Below are 15,748 nucleotides of genomic sequence, written 5' to 3'. Positions count from 1 at the left end.
GTTCTTCTAAAATTATAATAAAATTAATTAAATAATTTAAAATTTTGGAATGATTATTGCTTATTTTATGTTAAAATATTAAACATTATAACTTGAGGAGAAAACATGACCCTAGCTGTTAAATGCCCTATCTTAGGTTTTGAAGAAACCAAAAATATGGAATTTTCAACTATCGATGAAGTATTTGTAAGACTTAAAAGTCTTGATGGTAAAGACTTTTCTTTTGTTTTAATTAATCCTTATTTAATTAGACCTGATTATGAATTTGATATACCAACTTATTATCAAGAGCTTCTTTCTTTAACACCTGAATCTAATATGAAAATTTTTAATATAGTAGCCATAGCAAAAAGCATTGAAGAATCGACAGTGAATTTTCTAGCTCCAGTAGTCATTAATCTTGATAATAATACTATGGTACAAGTGATACTAGATACAGTTAATTATCCGGACTTTTTTCAAGCTGATCAAATTGCTAATTATATTAAAAAATAATGCTCTATATACTTGCAAATGGAGCTATGGCAACAGCCTTAGCCTATGGATTAAAAGATAATTATGAAATTTGTATAGTAGGAAGAAGCATAGAAAAACTTCAAGCCCTCACCAAAGAAGGCTTTAAAACCTTACTTTACAAAGATTTTAACATAGAAGGTAAAGATGTTATTTTAGCATTTAAACCCTATGCTTTAGAAAATATTGCTCATATGCTAAAAGGACAAGCACGTATCTTAATCTCTGTTTTAGCCAATGTTGATTTTGAAAAACTACAAACCATCAAAGCTCAAAATTATGTTAGAATAATGCCTAATACAGCAGCTAAATACAAGGCTTCAACCACACCATATATACTTAAAAACTCTCATTTTGAAAATGAAATTTTAGACATTTTAAAAACTTTTGGCTCGGCTTATAAATTAGATAATGAAATACAAATGAATGCAGCTATGGCGATTAGCGGCTGCGCTCCTGCTTTTTTAGCACTTATAGCAGAAAGTATTGCTAATGCTGGAGTTTATGAAGGTTTGTCAAAAGAACTTAGTCTCAATCTTACGCGCTCTTTATTTAAAAGCTCTAGTACTTTACTAGAACATGAACATCCAGCTATTATCAAAGAAAATATTTGCTCCCCTGGCGGAGTTACAATAAAAGGCATAAAAATACTCGAACAAAAAGGAATTCGCGGAAGTTTTTTTGAAGCCATAAATGCTAGCAGCGCTAAATGAAAAAGGCTTTCATACTTATAGAAAGTATTAGTGCTATAACGATCATATCTTTAATTTTCATTGGTATTTTTTATTACTATACTCAACTTTACAAAAACTATGAAAATTTAAATATTTTTGAAAGACTCTATAAACTTCAAGAAGAATTATATGAAAAGCCCATTTTTAAAACCATCATACTTCAAACTTCAGCCTTAAAACCTATAATTTTACAAGAACAGTTTGTTAATGATGGTATATTTCAATTTCAAAAATTATATTTTCAAGATCAAAATTATAGTGTTTATTTTAAAGAATGAGCAAAGCTTTTACACTTTTTGAACTTACAATATCACTAATACTTTTTACTTTTATAGCTAGCTTACTTTCAAAACCTTTAATGGATTTTTATCATTTAAATTTCACTGCTTTACATACAAACAATCTTATCACTCAAACACATTTAAACTTGCTTAAAATAGAAAAATTAATACAAAATTGTATTAATATTACATTTTCACAAAATACATTAAAATGTCTTTTAAAAGATGAGTTAATTAGCCTAAAAGATAATAAACTTTATCTTATTAACTCTGCTCTTATTTTAGAAAATAATCATACACTTTATTCACCTCATTCTGATTTTAAAACACAACTCCAAAATAGAAAAGATTTATATAATGACAATGAACATATTGGCTATGCTTATAAAATTAATAAGGTTGAAAAAATATTCATCTTAGAAAATGGTATATCTGCAAATTTTACAGGTAGTTTTATTCCTTTGCAAGCTCAATTAGTTATCAAATTGCAAAATGGAGAACTTATATATGAAATAAAGCCAAAATTTAATGAACAATTAAACCAACAAGGATTAATTTCTAAAAACATAAGCTCATTTAACCTGCAAAACAATAAATTAAAAATTTGCCTAAAAAGACAAGCAAAATATTGTCTTGAAAAAAGAATTTTACTATGAAAAAAGCTTATGTTTTAATTTGGACAATTTTTTTAATACTACTAATAAGTCTATGGATGAGCTTGACCTTAAACATATCTAGCTACACTCCAAAAATAATCCAAGATAGTTATTACTACCTTCAAGCTCAAATTTTAAGTCATAATGCAACACAATTTTCTAAATATTTTTTATATCAAGCAAAGCAAGAAAATAAAGAATGTTTAGATAATATATATTTTAATTACACAAAAGCTTTGATTAAAATAAAATATTTTTATCCTATTGTACAATGTGTTAATTTTAAATTTTCCAACTTTAATCCCGATGCAAATTTAAGCAAAGATGGTGTTATTATAGCCCACATTAGCATTGCTTTAAATCGTGATAAAAACGTCAATGATGAAATTTTACTCACAAAAAGCATTATTATTTATCCCAAAGAAAATTTTTGGAATTTAAAAAATTAAACCAAAGTCTTAGCAAGCTTAACACACTCTAAAAGACTTTGATTTTCGCATATATAAAGATTTTTAAAATTTAAAAGCTTCTTTGCTGTGCTTTGTCCTATAACTACAACCTTATCTTCTTCTTTTAAGCTATAAAATTTTAAAAAATTTTCTACACTTAAAGGAGAGGTAAATATAAAAATAGCAGGATGAGTAAGTTTTTTGTCACCTTTTTTAAAAACATTTTCATAAACAATCACTTCATCTAAATCCACACCTACATTTTTAAGATCTAAATTTAAAGTTGAAACAATATTTTTAGCCCTTAAATACAAACATTTTTGCGTTTTTAATTCCTCTTTAAATTCAAGAAAAAGATCTTTTCCATAAGCCTTTGATGGAATTTTAATCTTTTTAAAACCTAAATTTTTAGCGTATTGAGCTGTACTTTGTCCTACAGCGTATAAATTGAGTTTAAAATTTAAAGTGGTTTTTGCATGTTGTAAAGCTTTTAAAGCATTTTTTGAGGTGCAGATTAAAGCATCATATAAACTTAAATCCACACTAAAATCGTAAAAAATAATCTCATTTAAAATAAGATTTTCCACCCCTTTAAAAGGAGTTTCATTTAAAAGGTAAATTTTCATAGATTTTACGCTTTAACTCTTTAGCTGCCAAAAAAGCATCTTTAGCATCCATGATCGCCCTAACCACAGCCACGCCGCTTAAATTTATACCCTTTAACTCATCAAGCACTGCTTTATCAACCCCTCCTATAGCTACAACCCCTATAGGACTTTTATCACAAATTTGGCTTAAAAGCTCAAGGCTTAAAAGCGAACTTTCTTTAGTAGGCGTTGCCTTGATAGCTCCACAACCTAAATAATTTGCTCCTTGTATGAACTCAAGTTGTTCTAGTTTTTTAAGGCTTAAGCCTATGATTTTTTCATCTCCTAAAAGCTTTCTAGCTAGTTTTACTTCTAAATCTTCCTGTCCTAAATGCACCCCATCAGCATCTAAGACTAAAGCTATGTCCACTCTATCGTTAATCAAAAAAGGTATTTTATAAGCCTTGCAAAGTTTTTGTACCTTTAAACCTAGTTTATAAAATTCTCTTGCATTAAGCTCTTTTTCACGAAGTTGTATGATACTTACTCCACCTTTTATAGCATTTTCTAAAGTATTTAAAAAACACTCCTCGCTTTTATTTCCCTGAGAAGCAACTAAATAAAGGCTAAGATCTAATTTATTTTTCATCTAAAAACTTGAAAAAATGATTTGTAGGACCACAACCTTTTCCAAGATTGAGTGAATAATAAATCGCATTTCTTACATATTCTTTAGCCTCACTAACAGCATAAAATAAATCCTTGCCTTTAGCTAAATTACTAGCAATAGCCGAAGAAAGCGTACAACCTGTACCGTGAGTATTTTTAGTTTCTATGCGTTCGCCTTTTAAAATATAAATTTCTTTTCCATCATAAAGCACATCATTGGCATTTTCTTCACTATGTCCGCCTTTAAGTAAAACCGCCTTAGCCCCCAAGCTGCATAAATGTTTAGCTGCTTTTATCATCTGCTCTTTATTAGCGATCTTAAAACCGCATAAAAACTCTGCTTCAGGAATATTAGGCGTAAGAATGTCTGCAAATTTTACTATGGTTTGCTTGAAAAAATCACAATTTTCTTGCGGCATTAAAGCATAGCCATTTTTAGCAAACATTACAGGATCGATCACTACATTTTGAGGTTTAAACTCGCTTAAATTTTTAGCTACACAGCTCATTAATTCACAAGAACCTATCATTCCGATTTTAGTTGCCTTTGGCACTATATCTTCAAATACGGCAAGCATTTGTTCATCTACGCTTTGAGTAGGTATATCGTGTACAGAAATCACCCTTGCGGTATTTTCAGCTACCACACTTAAAACCACACTCATACCAAAAAGATTGTGCGCACTAAAGGTTTTAAGATCGGCTTGTATCCCTGCTCCACCACTACAATCACTCCCTGCTATAGTTAAAACAGGTATAAGTTCACTTCCTTTTGCTTTCATAAATCTTCCTTTAAAATTTTGATCCATTCTTCACCCTTAGGGCTTAATTTTTGTCCTTTAAAACTCTGTTTTGCAAAAGCTACAATCAAAGCATGAAAAATTTGATAAAGTTCGTAAAGTTCGCATTTTCTCCCTAAAATTTTACACAAATTTTCTTGCTCACTCTCTATACCACTTTGAAAAAATTCTCTTAATTCTTCATAATTTTCAAACTCATAGCCTAAGTGAAAAGCCAAACGCAAACTATAATTATCTACAACCAAAATCTCTCTTTTGCAAAGATAATTTAAAATACCATCAACACTTTCAAAACCCAAACCTTTGATATTTAAAAGCCACTCTCTGCTTACATTTGTTTTAAAATTTTCTAAATTTTCATAAGTGTTTATGATACTTTCTACTAAGCCTTTTAAACGCTTGGCTTTGGTATTATAAAATCCGCTAGGCTTAATTAAAGTTGCAAGTTCTAAATTGGATAAAGTATTGATTTGTTCTAAGCTTGCAATATTTTCTTTTTTTAAATTTTCTAAAGCTTTTAAGACATTTTTCCAATTTGTATTTTGAGTTAAAATCACAGAAATTAAAAGCTCAAATTCACTCAATCCTTGATTTTCAAGCCAATCAAAATCATGATAATTTAAATCCAAATTTAAAAGCTTGGTAAAAATTTGTGCTCCAGTCATTTAAAATTCTCCTTAAAAGCCAAATAAAATTGCTTCACAGTACGACCACTTCTACTTGCTCTTAGAGTAGCAAATTCTTTAGCTTTAGCGTGTAAAAGCTCTTTATCACAAGAATAATCTTTAAAATAAAAATCTATCATCTTTAAATACTCTTCTAAATTTCCCTGATAAAAACTTAACCACAAACCAAATCTATCGCTCAAGCTTAATCTTTCTTCAGCAGCCTCGCTTAAATGAAGTTCTGTATGTGCAATTTGAGTATCAAGATTATCAATAATGCTTTCACTTAATAAATGCCTACGATTTAAACTCGCATAAATAATTACATTATTTGGAGCTTTTTCTATGCTTCCCTCAAGTAAAGGTTTTAAAAATTTATAACTATCATCTCCCTTCTCAAAAGAAAAATCATCACAAAAAAGTATAAATTTAAAATTTTCTAATCTGATTTCATCGATGATATCTGCTAAGGCAAATAAATCTTCTTTATTTAATTCGACAAGTCTTAAGCCCTGTTCTTTAAATTCATTAAATATAGCTTTAATTAAACTTGATTTTCCAGTGCTCTTAGATCCCCATAAAAGTGCGTGATTTGCTCCCTTATTTTGAATGAAATTTAAAGTATTTTCATAAAGTGCTTTTTTTTGACTTTCCATAGCTACTAAATCTTTTAAAGTAATAGGATCGATTTCAAAAATAGGCTTTAAATAGTCTTTTCTTGCTCTATAAATTGCTGCATAAGTTTTATTCCAATCCATTTTAAGCCTTTCTTAAATGCATTAAAATTGCCTCTAAAATATCATCATCGTCTTTGCTTTTTGCTTTGATGAGTTCTTTTTCATCATTTAAAGCAGTAAATTGAATATTTTGCTCATAGTTGCTAATACTTTTAAATTTATTTAAAGCTAAAATTTTAATAATAATCAAAGATAAAAATTGCTTAGTATAAACATCAAGTTTTCCAAAGCGATCTTCAATTTCACCTTCGATCTCATAAACCTCATGAACTTGCTCACACTTGCTAAGTCTTCTATAAAGTTCTAATCTTAGGCGATCTTCGCTGATAAGCTCACTATTTAAAAAGGCATTAACATTGAGTTTTAAATCAAGTTTATTTTCTTTTTGATCCACTTCATTTTTACTTAAAGCATTAAGTTCATCTTCTAACATTTTAAGATATAAACTATATCCAATTTGCTCGATATGTCCACTTTGATCTACGCCTAATAAATTTCCACCGCCACGAATTTCAAGATCATGATAAGCCAAAACAGAACCTGCACCTAAAAAAGAATTACTTTCTAAAGAAACTAGACGCTTTAAAGCATCTTTTGTGATAGCATTTTTATCTTCGATTAAAAAATAACAATAACCTTGCTTATCACTTCTTCCTACACGCCCACGCAATTGATGCAAATCAGCCATACCAAAACGATCGCTTTTTTCTACTATGATAGTATTTGCATTAGGTAAATCAATCCCACTTTCTACAATAGAGGTACTTAAAAGCAAATCATATTCTTTGTTTTCAAATTTTAACATTTCTTCTTCTTGCACCTTGGCATCGATTTTAGAATGTAAAATCAAAATACGCAAAGTAGAAAAAAGTTCTAATAAATGTTTTTTACACTGCTCTATACTTGCAATATGATTATGAATATAAAAAATTTGCCCACCACGTCTTAACTCTCTTGCTATAGCTTCTTTTAAAAGTGCGTCATCATTTTCTTTGACAAAAGTTCTTACATCCATTCTATCTTCTGGTGGAGTTTGTAAAACACTATAAGATTTTATAGAACTTAAAGCTTGATTTAAGCTTCTTGGTATAGGGGTTGCTGACATGGATAAAATATGTGAATTTTGAGTGATTTCTTTAAGCTTTTCTTTTTGCTTCACTCCAAATTTATGCTCTTCATCAATAATAACAAGAGCTAAATTTTCACATTCTACACTTAAAAGCGCATGAGTTCCTACAACTACACAAGCTTTATTTTCTTTTAAATTTTGTAAAACTTGTTTTTTTTCTGCACTACTTGTAAAGCGATCCAGTTTAAAAACCTTTATATCAAAAGGATCAAAACGCTTTTTTAAGGTTTTATAATGCTGATGAGAAAGCAAAGTTGTAGGCGCAAATAAAAATGCACAAAATCCACTTTTAACCACTGGATAAATAGCATTCATGGCAACTTCTGTTTTTCCAAAACCCACATCACCGCTTAAAAGCCTATCCATAACTTTTCCACTTTGAAAATCTTGCAAAATTTCATGACAAGCTTTCTCTTGATCGCTTGTATAAATAAAACCTGCACTAGTTATAAAATCAGCTTGTCTATTTAAATCCACTGTAATTTTTTTTGCTTGCACCAAAGATCTTTTAGCCGCCATAATAACAATTTCAGAAGCTATGGCTAAAAGTTTAGTCTTTAATTTTTCTTTAAGTTTAATAAAGCTTGTTTTACCTAGTTTATCTAAGCTTGGAATAGATCCACTCACACCCAAATATTTATCAATCAAATAAAGATTTTCCACTGGTAATAAAAGCTTATCAGAATTTTGATACTCTATAGCAACAAACTCTTTTTTTGCTCCGCTTATCACTATCATCTCAAGACCTAAAAATTTGCCCACTCCATAATCTTCGTGCACTATATAATCCCCATTTTTAAGCTCATCTATAATCAAACTAGCTTTTTTTCTTGTTTTTTGTTTTTCTTTTTGATTTAAAGAAATGATTAGCTCTTCAGGACTAATAAGATTAAGCCTTAAATCACTTTTTACAAAATGGATATTTTGAGTATCTTCAAGCTCCAAAGCTTTAAACAAAGCTTCATTTTTAGCTAAAAGTGTGATTTTTTTATTTTTATGAAATTCAAAAAAATCTTTATTGTAAGAACTTTGCAATTCTTTAAATTTTTTAGCTTGAGGTAAAATTTTTGCATTCACAAAACTTATATCTTTTTCATATTCATTAATATCAAACTTTTCACAAGCTAAAAAATCAAGTTCTAAATAATCAAAAAAATCATCAATACACCAAAATCCTAAAGAATTAATATCATGTATTAAAGTATCGCTTTGAAAATCTTCTAATTTGTCCTTAAAAATTTCATAATTTTCTTTGTCAAAATATTTTAAAAAAGGACAAATTTCAAAATATTCTAGTTCATTAGGAATAGACTTTTGACTTTGCAAATCAAAATATCTTATGCTTTCAATCTCTTCGCCAAAAAGTAAAATTCTAATAGGATTTTCTTCATTGATACAAAAAATATCAATAATATCCGCACGAATTGAAATTTCACCTTTATCCTGAACTATATCTACAAATTCGTATCCCAATCTTGAAATTTCATCTTCAAAACATTTCAAATCAAAATTTTGTTTTTTATCGATATGATAATTTTGTAAATGTTTTTTTGAAGGAAGTTTTTTTAAAACAGTATTTAAAGGAGAAATAAGGATTTTTTTTTCTTCTTCTTTATGATAAGCATTTAAAATCTTGCAAAGATCAAAAAGTTCTTTGGAAAAAGCCCTTAAATCATCTCCAAACTGCGCTCTAAAATCAGGTAAAACAAAGGTTTTTAAACCCTTAAATCGTGAAACTTGAGCAAGTAAATCTGCTTGTTTTTCATCTTTACAAAGCAAAAGTTCACAAATTTTTGGATTTTGTAGGTATTCATAAAATGAAGCTTGCATTATTCTTCGTTGTTATTTTCAATAAGTTTGATAGTATCTTCTTTAATTTTACTAGTTCCATTAAAGCGACCGCCATTTTCTATAGAAATTTTTTGCGTTGAAATATCGCCATTAACAACTCCGCCTGCTAAAATTTCTAAACTATTAGCCTCAAGCTGCCCTTCAAAATACCCATTTACTACAATTTTATCTGCTTGTAATTCACCTTTTAAATTTCCATTTTTTCCGATAACTACAATACTTTCAGAATGAATAATACCACTTAACTCTCCATCAACATGAAGCATAGAAGCAAAATAAAATTTACCCTCAATTCTCGCACCTGAAGAAATTACTGTTGTTTCTGAGCTAGAGCTGGATGTTGGGCTGATACCGCCTTTATTAAAGATTGCCATGGAACTCTCCTTTCTTGATTAAAAAAATCATTCATATTTTTTCTTTGCAAATTTAAAAAATACAAAGGTTCTAAAGTTTTATTAATAAACCTTACCTCATAGTGCAAATGCGGCCCCGTAGAAAGACCTGTATTGCCACTATAACCTATCAACTGCCCTTTATTAACAAATTGACCCGCTTTGACTACTTCTTTGCGCATCATATGAGCAAATACTGTTTTAAAACCAAAATTATGCAATAAAATTACATTATAACCATAGCCATTATCATTATAACCTGAAAATTCCACCACTCCACTTGCTGGTGCATAAATAGGAGTACCAATTTCTGCTCTTAAATCAATGCCAGGATGAAATTCCCTTCTTTTTAAAAGCGGATGCTCTCTCCAGCCAAAATTTCCCGTAATACCTTTATTTTCAATAGGCCATCCATTAGGAATTTGTCCCAAAATTCCAAGTTGCTGCTCATTGGTAAGCTGAAGATTATCAAGTCTTGCACTAATTGTAAGATTATTTTCTGCTTCTAAGCCCAAAGCCTCTTCAAAAGAAGCTATTTTATCTTCTATAGCTGCATACTGCTGAGTTTTTTCTTCTATGCTTTTTTGCATTTGCGAATTAGATAATTCCAATTCTTTACTTTTTTTCAAAAGCTCCTCACGCTTTTCACTGATATCACTAAGTTTGCTATCGAGATATTTGATATAAAAACCACTAAAAACTAAAAATAAAACAATAAAAGCAATAGTATAAAAAACTATTTTTTTGATTATTTGATTTAAATAAAAATGTCTTGAACCGTTAATATCTGTAATGGTAATAGTGAATTTATTTTTTACCACACCACTCCTTTAAAAAATTTTCTACCAGCATAAAAGAGCCAAAAACTAGATTTTTTTTATTTTCTTCTAATTTTACAAATTCTTTACATTGTATGCCTAGCTTTGATGCAATACTATAAATTTCATCATCAGCCAGCTTTCGTTCTGCACTTTTATATTTATATATTTGTATTGTATCAATAATAGGCTTTAATGCATTTAAAATTTGAAAAATATCCTTATCCAAATAAGCATTATAAATAAGATTTATTTTTTCTCCTTGAAATTTATCAAGCATAGCCTTAGCAGCCATGGGATTATGACCCACATCAACAAAAAAATTTGGAGAAATTTCTTGGCATCTTCCTTGTAAATTTAACTCTTGTAACTTTTTTAAAGCTTCTAAGGTTTTTTCTTGCGAAGTTAAAATTTCACAAGCCTTTAATGCAAGCTTTAAATTATGCTTTAAAAAACAAGGTAAAACAAACTTTTTACAATAAATCTCAAATTTTTCTTTCAAAAAAGGATTTAAGGAAGAAACTTGCAAATTAGCTTTTTTTAAAAAAGCAATTTTTTTTGCTAAATTTAAAACATTTTGCTCTTGCTCATCACTTATAAGTGCTATAGGCGCCATAACTTTAAGCTTGGTTCTTGCAATATCTTCTAAAGAATTGCCCAAAATTTGAACATGGTCAAATCCAATTCTTGTAAAAATATTCATTCTTCTTTCAAAAACAGAAGTAGCATCATATTCTCCACCCACTCCTGCTTCTAAAACAATGAAATCGCATTTTTGAAATAAAATCATAGCTAAAAAAGTAGCATATTCGAAATAACTTAATTTTTGCAAGTCTTGTTTAAAAATTTCTTCAAGTCTTATATGAGCTTGTTCTAATTCTTCATCATTTGCAATCTTACCATCAAGATAAAATCTTTCATTAAAACTGAAAATGTGGGGGCTAGTATAATGCCCTATTTTATAATTTAAATTTTCTAAAAGTTGGGTTAAATATCTACCCGTACTACCTTTACCATTTGTGCCTATAAGTTGAATTATAGGAATATTTTTAAAATATTTCTTATATTTTTCATACATTCTAAACATCAAAAAACGATCAATTTTATCGTAATTTATACTTTTTTGAGCTAAAAAATTCTCAACTTTCATTATATTGTTCATTAACCGCTGCAATTTGCTTTATTAACTCATCTAAAATATTAATACTTGGCTTACTTTGCTTATCAAGATAAGCCACGTGAATTTTAGGAGTTATAATATCTTGCTTATAAATAAATCTAAAATTTTCTATAGTTTTAAGATTTGTATTTACAAGCTGTGTAATTTCATCTTTGCTTTTTCCTGGCGAAACAATCAAATAACTCTTTTCATCTATCATCCACAGTTCATCAAATTCGCTACAAGAATCTTTTAAAATTTTTTTAAATCGAACAAAAATTTCATTCAAACTTCCCATACCATATTTTTCCATAATGAAACGGTAATTTACTATAGAAAATAAAGCTAAAGAGTAATTAACTTTATACTTATTAAAATTTTCATCCATTTTATCAAGCTCTTTAAGAACACTCCAAGCCTCTCTCTCCTCCAAACTTTGCGTGAATTCAATTTGATTATTTAAAGATGTAATTTTTTCTCCAAGTTGTTTAAATTTTAGTTTTAAATCCTCAAAACTAAGTTTTACTTCCCCATTTTCATCTGGTTTTAAGGTATTAATAAAATCCATGTTTTGTTCATTCGATTTATTAAGCAAAACAAGCAATTCATAGATTTTTTTTAGATTATCATTAAAAAAATTTAAATTTTTTTGGACATACATATTATCGACCATTATGCGATGATTGATAAATTCCATTAATTCGTTCTTAAAATTTTCTTCGCCTATTACAAAAGGCTTTTGTGTTAAATTTTGTATAAAACCTTGAATTTTTAAATCTTCCACCAATGAAGGATTTAAACCCAAGCATAATAATTCACTAAAGTGCTCATAACTACGCTCTTCAAGTTTAACTAAGAGTTTTTTAATCACGCTATCATAATCATCATATTTACTAATGCCATATTTACGAGCTTGTTCTTCTAAATTATTTTCATCATAATTTCTTTCAAGCTCTTTCCATTTTTTGGTAAGCAAGTAAATACTTTCACTATCCATAGTTTTAGAAATTCTAATCGAAGTCACCTTAGCCAAATCTCTTATCTTTTTATCCTTACTTATTTGCAAAGTTTTAGATATGGTATATAAAAAATCAAAAAATTCACTAAATTGTTTTCCGCTTTGTCTATTTAAAACAGAAATTAAAAAACTAATTAGTTCTTCTAAACTTCTTATAGTTTTAGAATTTAATTCTTGTTGATAAATCGGTAAAAGTAAGGTTTTGTATTTGTCAAGTTTAGCTTTATTTGAGCTTGTGATACCATATTTTAAAGATAGTTCTTCAAAAATTTCCGTATAATTTTCAGGAGTTGGTTTTAGTTTTCTTTCTTTTAATGCAATTAAAGTTTGCTTTGCTATTTCATTAGTATTTGGAATCACGTTTTTGCCCTTTAATAGCAATTACGGAAATAAACTCATCAAATGCCTCGCTTGAAGCTGCTCGAATAGCCTCATACCTTGCAGAATCACTAATAATACTATTTGGAGAAATTTCAAAATTATAACTTCCACTTGTACTAAAAGCCTGACTTGAACCATCTTTAAAGACAACATTAAAATCTAAATTTAATTTAGCTTTATAACTAATGACATAGCCATTTTTATCATAAGCTAAAGGAATAAATTCTAAATTATTCATTTTAACATTAATTACATCATCTGCCTCGTGTTTTAAAGCAAGCATGCGCCCTAATTTTGAAATTACCATTTCTTTTAAAGTATCGGCAACATAGATACTATTTTTTGGGTCTTGTTGACTTAATTCAACATTAACATAAACTTTCTCATCGAAAATATTATTAGCGATTTTTGATGTAGGAACATATCCACAAGCACCTAAAAATAAACCTATACAAAAAATTAAAATCTTTTTCATTTAATCACTAGATTAACTAGCTTTCCTTCCACATAAATTTCTTTAACTATACTCTTACCTTCAAGCCATTTAGCAGTATTTTCTTTTGCAAAAGCTAAAATTTCTTCTTTACTCGCACTACTTGAAATTTCAAATTCAACCCTTTTTTTACCATTAATACTTACAGCTAAATTTAAAGTATCTTTTACAAAAACCTCTTCTTTGAGTTCTAATTTTTTAAAATTTTTACATTTAAAAAGCTCCTCGCTAAGCTCAAAACAAACATGAGGAATGATAGGCTCTAAGATATTTAAAATAATATAAAAAGCCTCTTGCTCCAAAGCTTCATTTTTACAAAGCGCTAAAGCATTTAAAGCCTCCATACAAGCTGCAATTAAAGTATTGAAAGCAAAACTTTGATGATAAACTTCAAAGGATTTTTTCAAAGCTTCATATACCTTTAATCTTGCATATTTTTCTTCTTTATTTAAATTTTCTTGTTTTAATTCTACAAGCTCACCTTTTTTAATATTTTGCGCCCTATCATAGAGTTTACAAATAAATCTATAAGCCCCTTCAACCGCATCATCATTCCATTCAAGCTCTTTAGCCGGAGGTGCGGCAAAAAGTATAAAAAGTCTTGCGGTATCAGCACCGTATTTTTCTATAATCTCATCAGGATCTACAACATTGCCTTTTGATTTTGACATTTTAGCACCATCTTTTAACACCATACCCTGAGTTAAAAGTCTATCAAAAGGTTCATTTTGTGTTAAATAACCCAAGTCTCTTAAAGCTTTTTGGAAAAATCTCGCATAAAGTAAATGCAAGATTGCATGTTCAATACCACCTATATATTGATCCACACTCATCCAATACTTTACACTTTTTTCATCTAAAGCTTTTTCCTGCCAAGTTCTCTCATCACTTGCAAAACGTGCAAAATACCAAGAACTTTCAAAAAAAGTATCTAAAGTATCACTTTCTTTTTGAGCCTCTTTGCCACATTTGGGACAAATACAATTTTTCCAAGTTGGATGTTTATCAAGTGGATTACCCTCACCTGTAATTTGCACATCTTCAGGTAGGGTAATAGGTAAATTTTCTAGTTTTTGAGGCACTATACCACAAATTTGACATTTAATCATAGGAATAGGCGCACCCCAATATCTTTGGCGTGAAACACCCCAATCACGAATTTTAAAATTTACAACCCTTTTTCCTATATTTTTAGCTTCAAACTGAGAAATGATTTTTAATCTTGCCTCATTACAATCAAGATTATCAAATTCTTGACTATTAATTAATTTTCCTAATTTTTGCGTATAAGGTAAATTTTCTTGAGTTTGAATAACTTGTTTGATGGCAAGATTATATTTTGTTGCAAATTCAAAATCTCTTTCATCATGAGCTGGAACAGCCATAACCGCTCCACTACCATAATCAGCCAAGACAAAATTAGCCACCCACAAAGGAATTTTTTCTCCGCTTAAAGGATGAATGGCATAAATTCCTAGAAAATAACCTTCTTTTTCAGAACTTTGTCTTTCTCTTGGGCTTTGATTTTGAATAGTTTTGATTTTATTTAATACATCTTGATTTAATAAATTTTGCGAAAGCAAATTTTGAACAATTTTATGTTCTGGAGCTAAAGCGATATACGAAACTCCATAAATTGTATCTGCTCTTGTAGTAAAAACTTCTAAAGAACTTTCTTTGGTTTTTTGCTTGCTTTCTTCGTCTAAATTTAAAGAAAATTCCAAACCTTCGCTTTTACCAATCCAATTTTCTTGCATAGTTAAAACTTGATTAGGCCATTTATCTTTTAATTCTTCTAAATCTTTTAAAAGTTCCTCAGCATAAGCAGTGATTTTTACATAATAACCTGGCATTTTTTTCTGCACCACTTCATGACCACAACGCCAACATTTTCCGTCTTCAACTTGCTCATTAGCCAAAACCGTTTGATCTTGTTCACACCAATTTACATTTGCTTCTTTAGTGTAAATCAAACCTTTTTCAAACATCTTAATAAAAAATTCTTGCTCAAATTTTGTATAAAGTGGATCTGAAGTAGCAAGCATTCTTTTTTTAGAAAAAGAAAAACCTAAAGAAAAAAGTTCTTTTTTCATATAAGCTATATTTTCATAAGTCCATGACTTAGGATGAATTTTATGTTTAATAGCTGCATTTTCAGCAGGCATGCCAAAACTATCAAAACCTATAGGATGCAAAACATTAAAACCTATCTTGCGATAATATCTTGCCAAAGCATCACCTATAGTATAATTTCTTACATGCCCCATATGAATGCGTCCACTAGGATAAGGAAACATCGATAAAATATATTTTTTAGGCAAATTTAAGTCATCTTTTGGCTCAAAATATTCATTTTCATCCCAAATTTTTTGCCATTTTTTTTCTATTAAACTTGCTTCATAAGCCATAAATTCTC

Annotated in this window: 17 protein-coding genes; 5 read left to right on the top strand and 12 right to left on the bottom strand. The window is 29.0% G+C overall.

Annotation, left to right across the window (positions count from 1 at the left end):
- Positions 1 to 105 precede the first annotated feature (105 nt).
- Genes fliW through AJ886_RS09365 form a run of 5 tightly spaced genes read left to right on the top strand, consistent with a single transcriptional unit; the run spans position 106 to position 2,633 of the window.
- Positions 106 to 495 carry a flagellar assembly protein FliW gene (gene fliW, locus AJ886_RS09385; protein ID WP_002852982.1) on the top strand — a complete coding sequence of 130 codons (390 nt, stop codon included), beginning with the start codon at positions 106 to 108 and terminating at the stop codon, positions 493 to 495.
- Positions 495 to 1,226 carry a pyrroline-5-carboxylate reductase gene (locus AJ886_RS09380; RefSeq protein WP_070287604.1) on the top strand — a complete coding sequence of 244 codons (732 nt, stop codon included), beginning with the start codon at positions 495 to 497 and terminating at the stop codon, positions 1,224 to 1,226. The genes fliW and AJ886_RS09380 overlap by 1 nt, the downstream gene beginning before the upstream one ends.
- Positions 1,223 to 1,525, top strand: coding sequence for a hypothetical protein (locus AJ886_RS09375; RefSeq protein ID WP_002861801.1), 303 nt, complete (start codon positions 1,223 to 1,225; stop codon positions 1,523 to 1,525). The genes AJ886_RS09380 and AJ886_RS09375 overlap by 4 nt, the downstream gene beginning before the upstream one ends.
- Positions 1,522 to 2,184, top strand: a complete 663-nt coding sequence (locus AJ886_RS09370) for a hypothetical protein (protein ID WP_070287603.1) — start codon at positions 1,522 to 1,524, stop codon at positions 2,182 to 2,184. Before AJ886_RS09375 ends, AJ886_RS09370 begins: the two co-directional genes overlap by 4 nt.
- Entirely contained in the window at positions 2,181 to 2,633 is a 453-nt protein-coding gene (locus AJ886_RS09365) for a hypothetical protein (RefSeq protein WP_052793782.1), read from the top strand. Before AJ886_RS09370 ends, AJ886_RS09365 begins: the two co-directional genes overlap by 4 nt.
- Here the strand turns inward: AJ886_RS09365 and AJ886_RS09360 are convergent.
- The 12 genes from AJ886_RS09360 to leuS are packed head-to-tail and all read right to left on the bottom strand — an operon-like array spanning position 2,630 to position 15,740.
- The gene (locus tag AJ886_RS09360) at positions 2,630 to 3,259 is read right to left on the bottom strand and encodes a uroporphyrinogen-III synthase (RefSeq protein WP_070287602.1); all 630 of its coding nucleotides are present in this window, start codon (positions 3,257 to 3,259) and stop codon (positions 2,630 to 2,632) included. The genes AJ886_RS09365 and AJ886_RS09360 overlap by 4 nt on opposite strands.
- The gene (gene thiE, locus AJ886_RS09355) at positions 3,237 to 3,869 is read right to left on the bottom strand and encodes a thiamine phosphate synthase (RefSeq protein ID WP_070287601.1); all 633 of its coding nucleotides are present in this window, start codon (positions 3,867 to 3,869) and stop codon (positions 3,237 to 3,239) included. Before thiE ends, AJ886_RS09360 begins: the two co-directional genes overlap by 23 nt.
- Positions 3,859 to 4,671 (bottom strand): bifunctional hydroxymethylpyrimidine kinase/phosphomethylpyrimidine kinase, encoded by an 813-nt coding sequence (thiD, locus tag AJ886_RS09350; protein WP_070287642.1) that lies wholly within the window; start codon positions 4,669 to 4,671, stop codon positions 3,859 to 3,861. The genes thiE and thiD overlap by 11 nt, the downstream gene beginning before the upstream one ends.
- On the bottom strand, positions 4,668 to 5,354 hold the full coding sequence (locus tag AJ886_RS09345) for an endonuclease III domain-containing protein (RefSeq protein ID WP_070277523.1): 687 nt from the start codon (positions 5,352 to 5,354) through the stop codon (positions 4,668 to 4,670). The genes thiD and AJ886_RS09345 overlap by 4 nt, the downstream gene beginning before the upstream one ends.
- Positions 5,351 to 6,112, bottom strand: a complete 762-nt coding sequence (locus AJ886_RS09340; RefSeq protein ID WP_070287600.1) for an ATP-binding protein — start codon at positions 6,110 to 6,112, stop codon at positions 5,351 to 5,353. Before AJ886_RS09340 ends, AJ886_RS09345 begins: the two co-directional genes overlap by 4 nt.
- A gap of 1 nt (position 6,113) precedes the next feature.
- Entirely contained in the window at positions 6,114 to 9,050 is a 2,937-nt protein-coding gene (locus tag AJ886_RS09335) for a DEAD/DEAH box helicase (RefSeq protein ID WP_070242925.1), read from the bottom strand.
- Positions 9,050 to 9,445 carry a polymer-forming cytoskeletal protein gene (locus AJ886_RS09330; RefSeq protein ID WP_002868630.1) on the bottom strand — a complete coding sequence of 132 codons (396 nt, stop codon included), beginning with the start codon at positions 9,443 to 9,445 and terminating at the stop codon, positions 9,050 to 9,052. Before AJ886_RS09330 ends, AJ886_RS09335 begins: the two co-directional genes overlap by 1 nt.
- Positions 9,382 to 10,284 carry a M23 family metallopeptidase gene (locus AJ886_RS09325; RefSeq protein ID WP_044780205.1) on the bottom strand — a complete coding sequence of 301 codons (903 nt, stop codon included), beginning with the start codon at positions 10,282 to 10,284 and terminating at the stop codon, positions 9,382 to 9,384. Before AJ886_RS09325 ends, AJ886_RS09330 begins: the two co-directional genes overlap by 64 nt.
- The gene (locus AJ886_RS09320) at positions 10,271 to 11,455 is read right to left on the bottom strand and encodes a folylpolyglutamate synthase/dihydrofolate synthase family protein (RefSeq protein WP_083261766.1); all 1,185 of its coding nucleotides are present in this window, start codon (positions 11,453 to 11,455) and stop codon (positions 10,271 to 10,273) included. The genes AJ886_RS09325 and AJ886_RS09320 overlap by 14 nt, the downstream gene beginning before the upstream one ends.
- Positions 11,421 to 12,818, bottom strand: coding sequence for a hypothetical protein (locus AJ886_RS09315; protein WP_002861812.1), 1,398 nt, complete (start codon positions 12,816 to 12,818; stop codon positions 11,421 to 11,423). The genes AJ886_RS09320 and AJ886_RS09315 overlap by 35 nt, the downstream gene beginning before the upstream one ends.
- The gene (lptE, locus tag AJ886_RS09310; RefSeq protein WP_070287599.1) at positions 12,802 to 13,314 is read right to left on the bottom strand and encodes an LPS assembly lipoprotein LptE; all 513 of its coding nucleotides are present in this window, start codon (positions 13,312 to 13,314) and stop codon (positions 12,802 to 12,804) included. The genes AJ886_RS09315 and lptE overlap by 17 nt, the downstream gene beginning before the upstream one ends.
- Positions 13,311 to 15,740 carry a leucine--tRNA ligase gene (leuS, locus tag AJ886_RS09305; protein ID WP_070287598.1) on the bottom strand — a complete coding sequence of 810 codons (2,430 nt, stop codon included), beginning with the start codon at positions 15,738 to 15,740 and terminating at the stop codon, positions 13,311 to 13,313. Before leuS ends, lptE begins: the two co-directional genes overlap by 4 nt.
- Positions 15,741 to 15,748 lie beyond the last annotated feature (8 nt).

It is taken from the genome of Campylobacter sp. BCW_6465 (genome assembly GCF_001762815.1).
GTDB classification, from domain to species: Bacteria; Campylobacterota; Campylobacteria; order Campylobacterales; family Campylobacteraceae; genus Campylobacter_D; species Campylobacter_D jejuni.
This window is presented reverse-complemented; position numbering and strand designations above follow the sequence as displayed.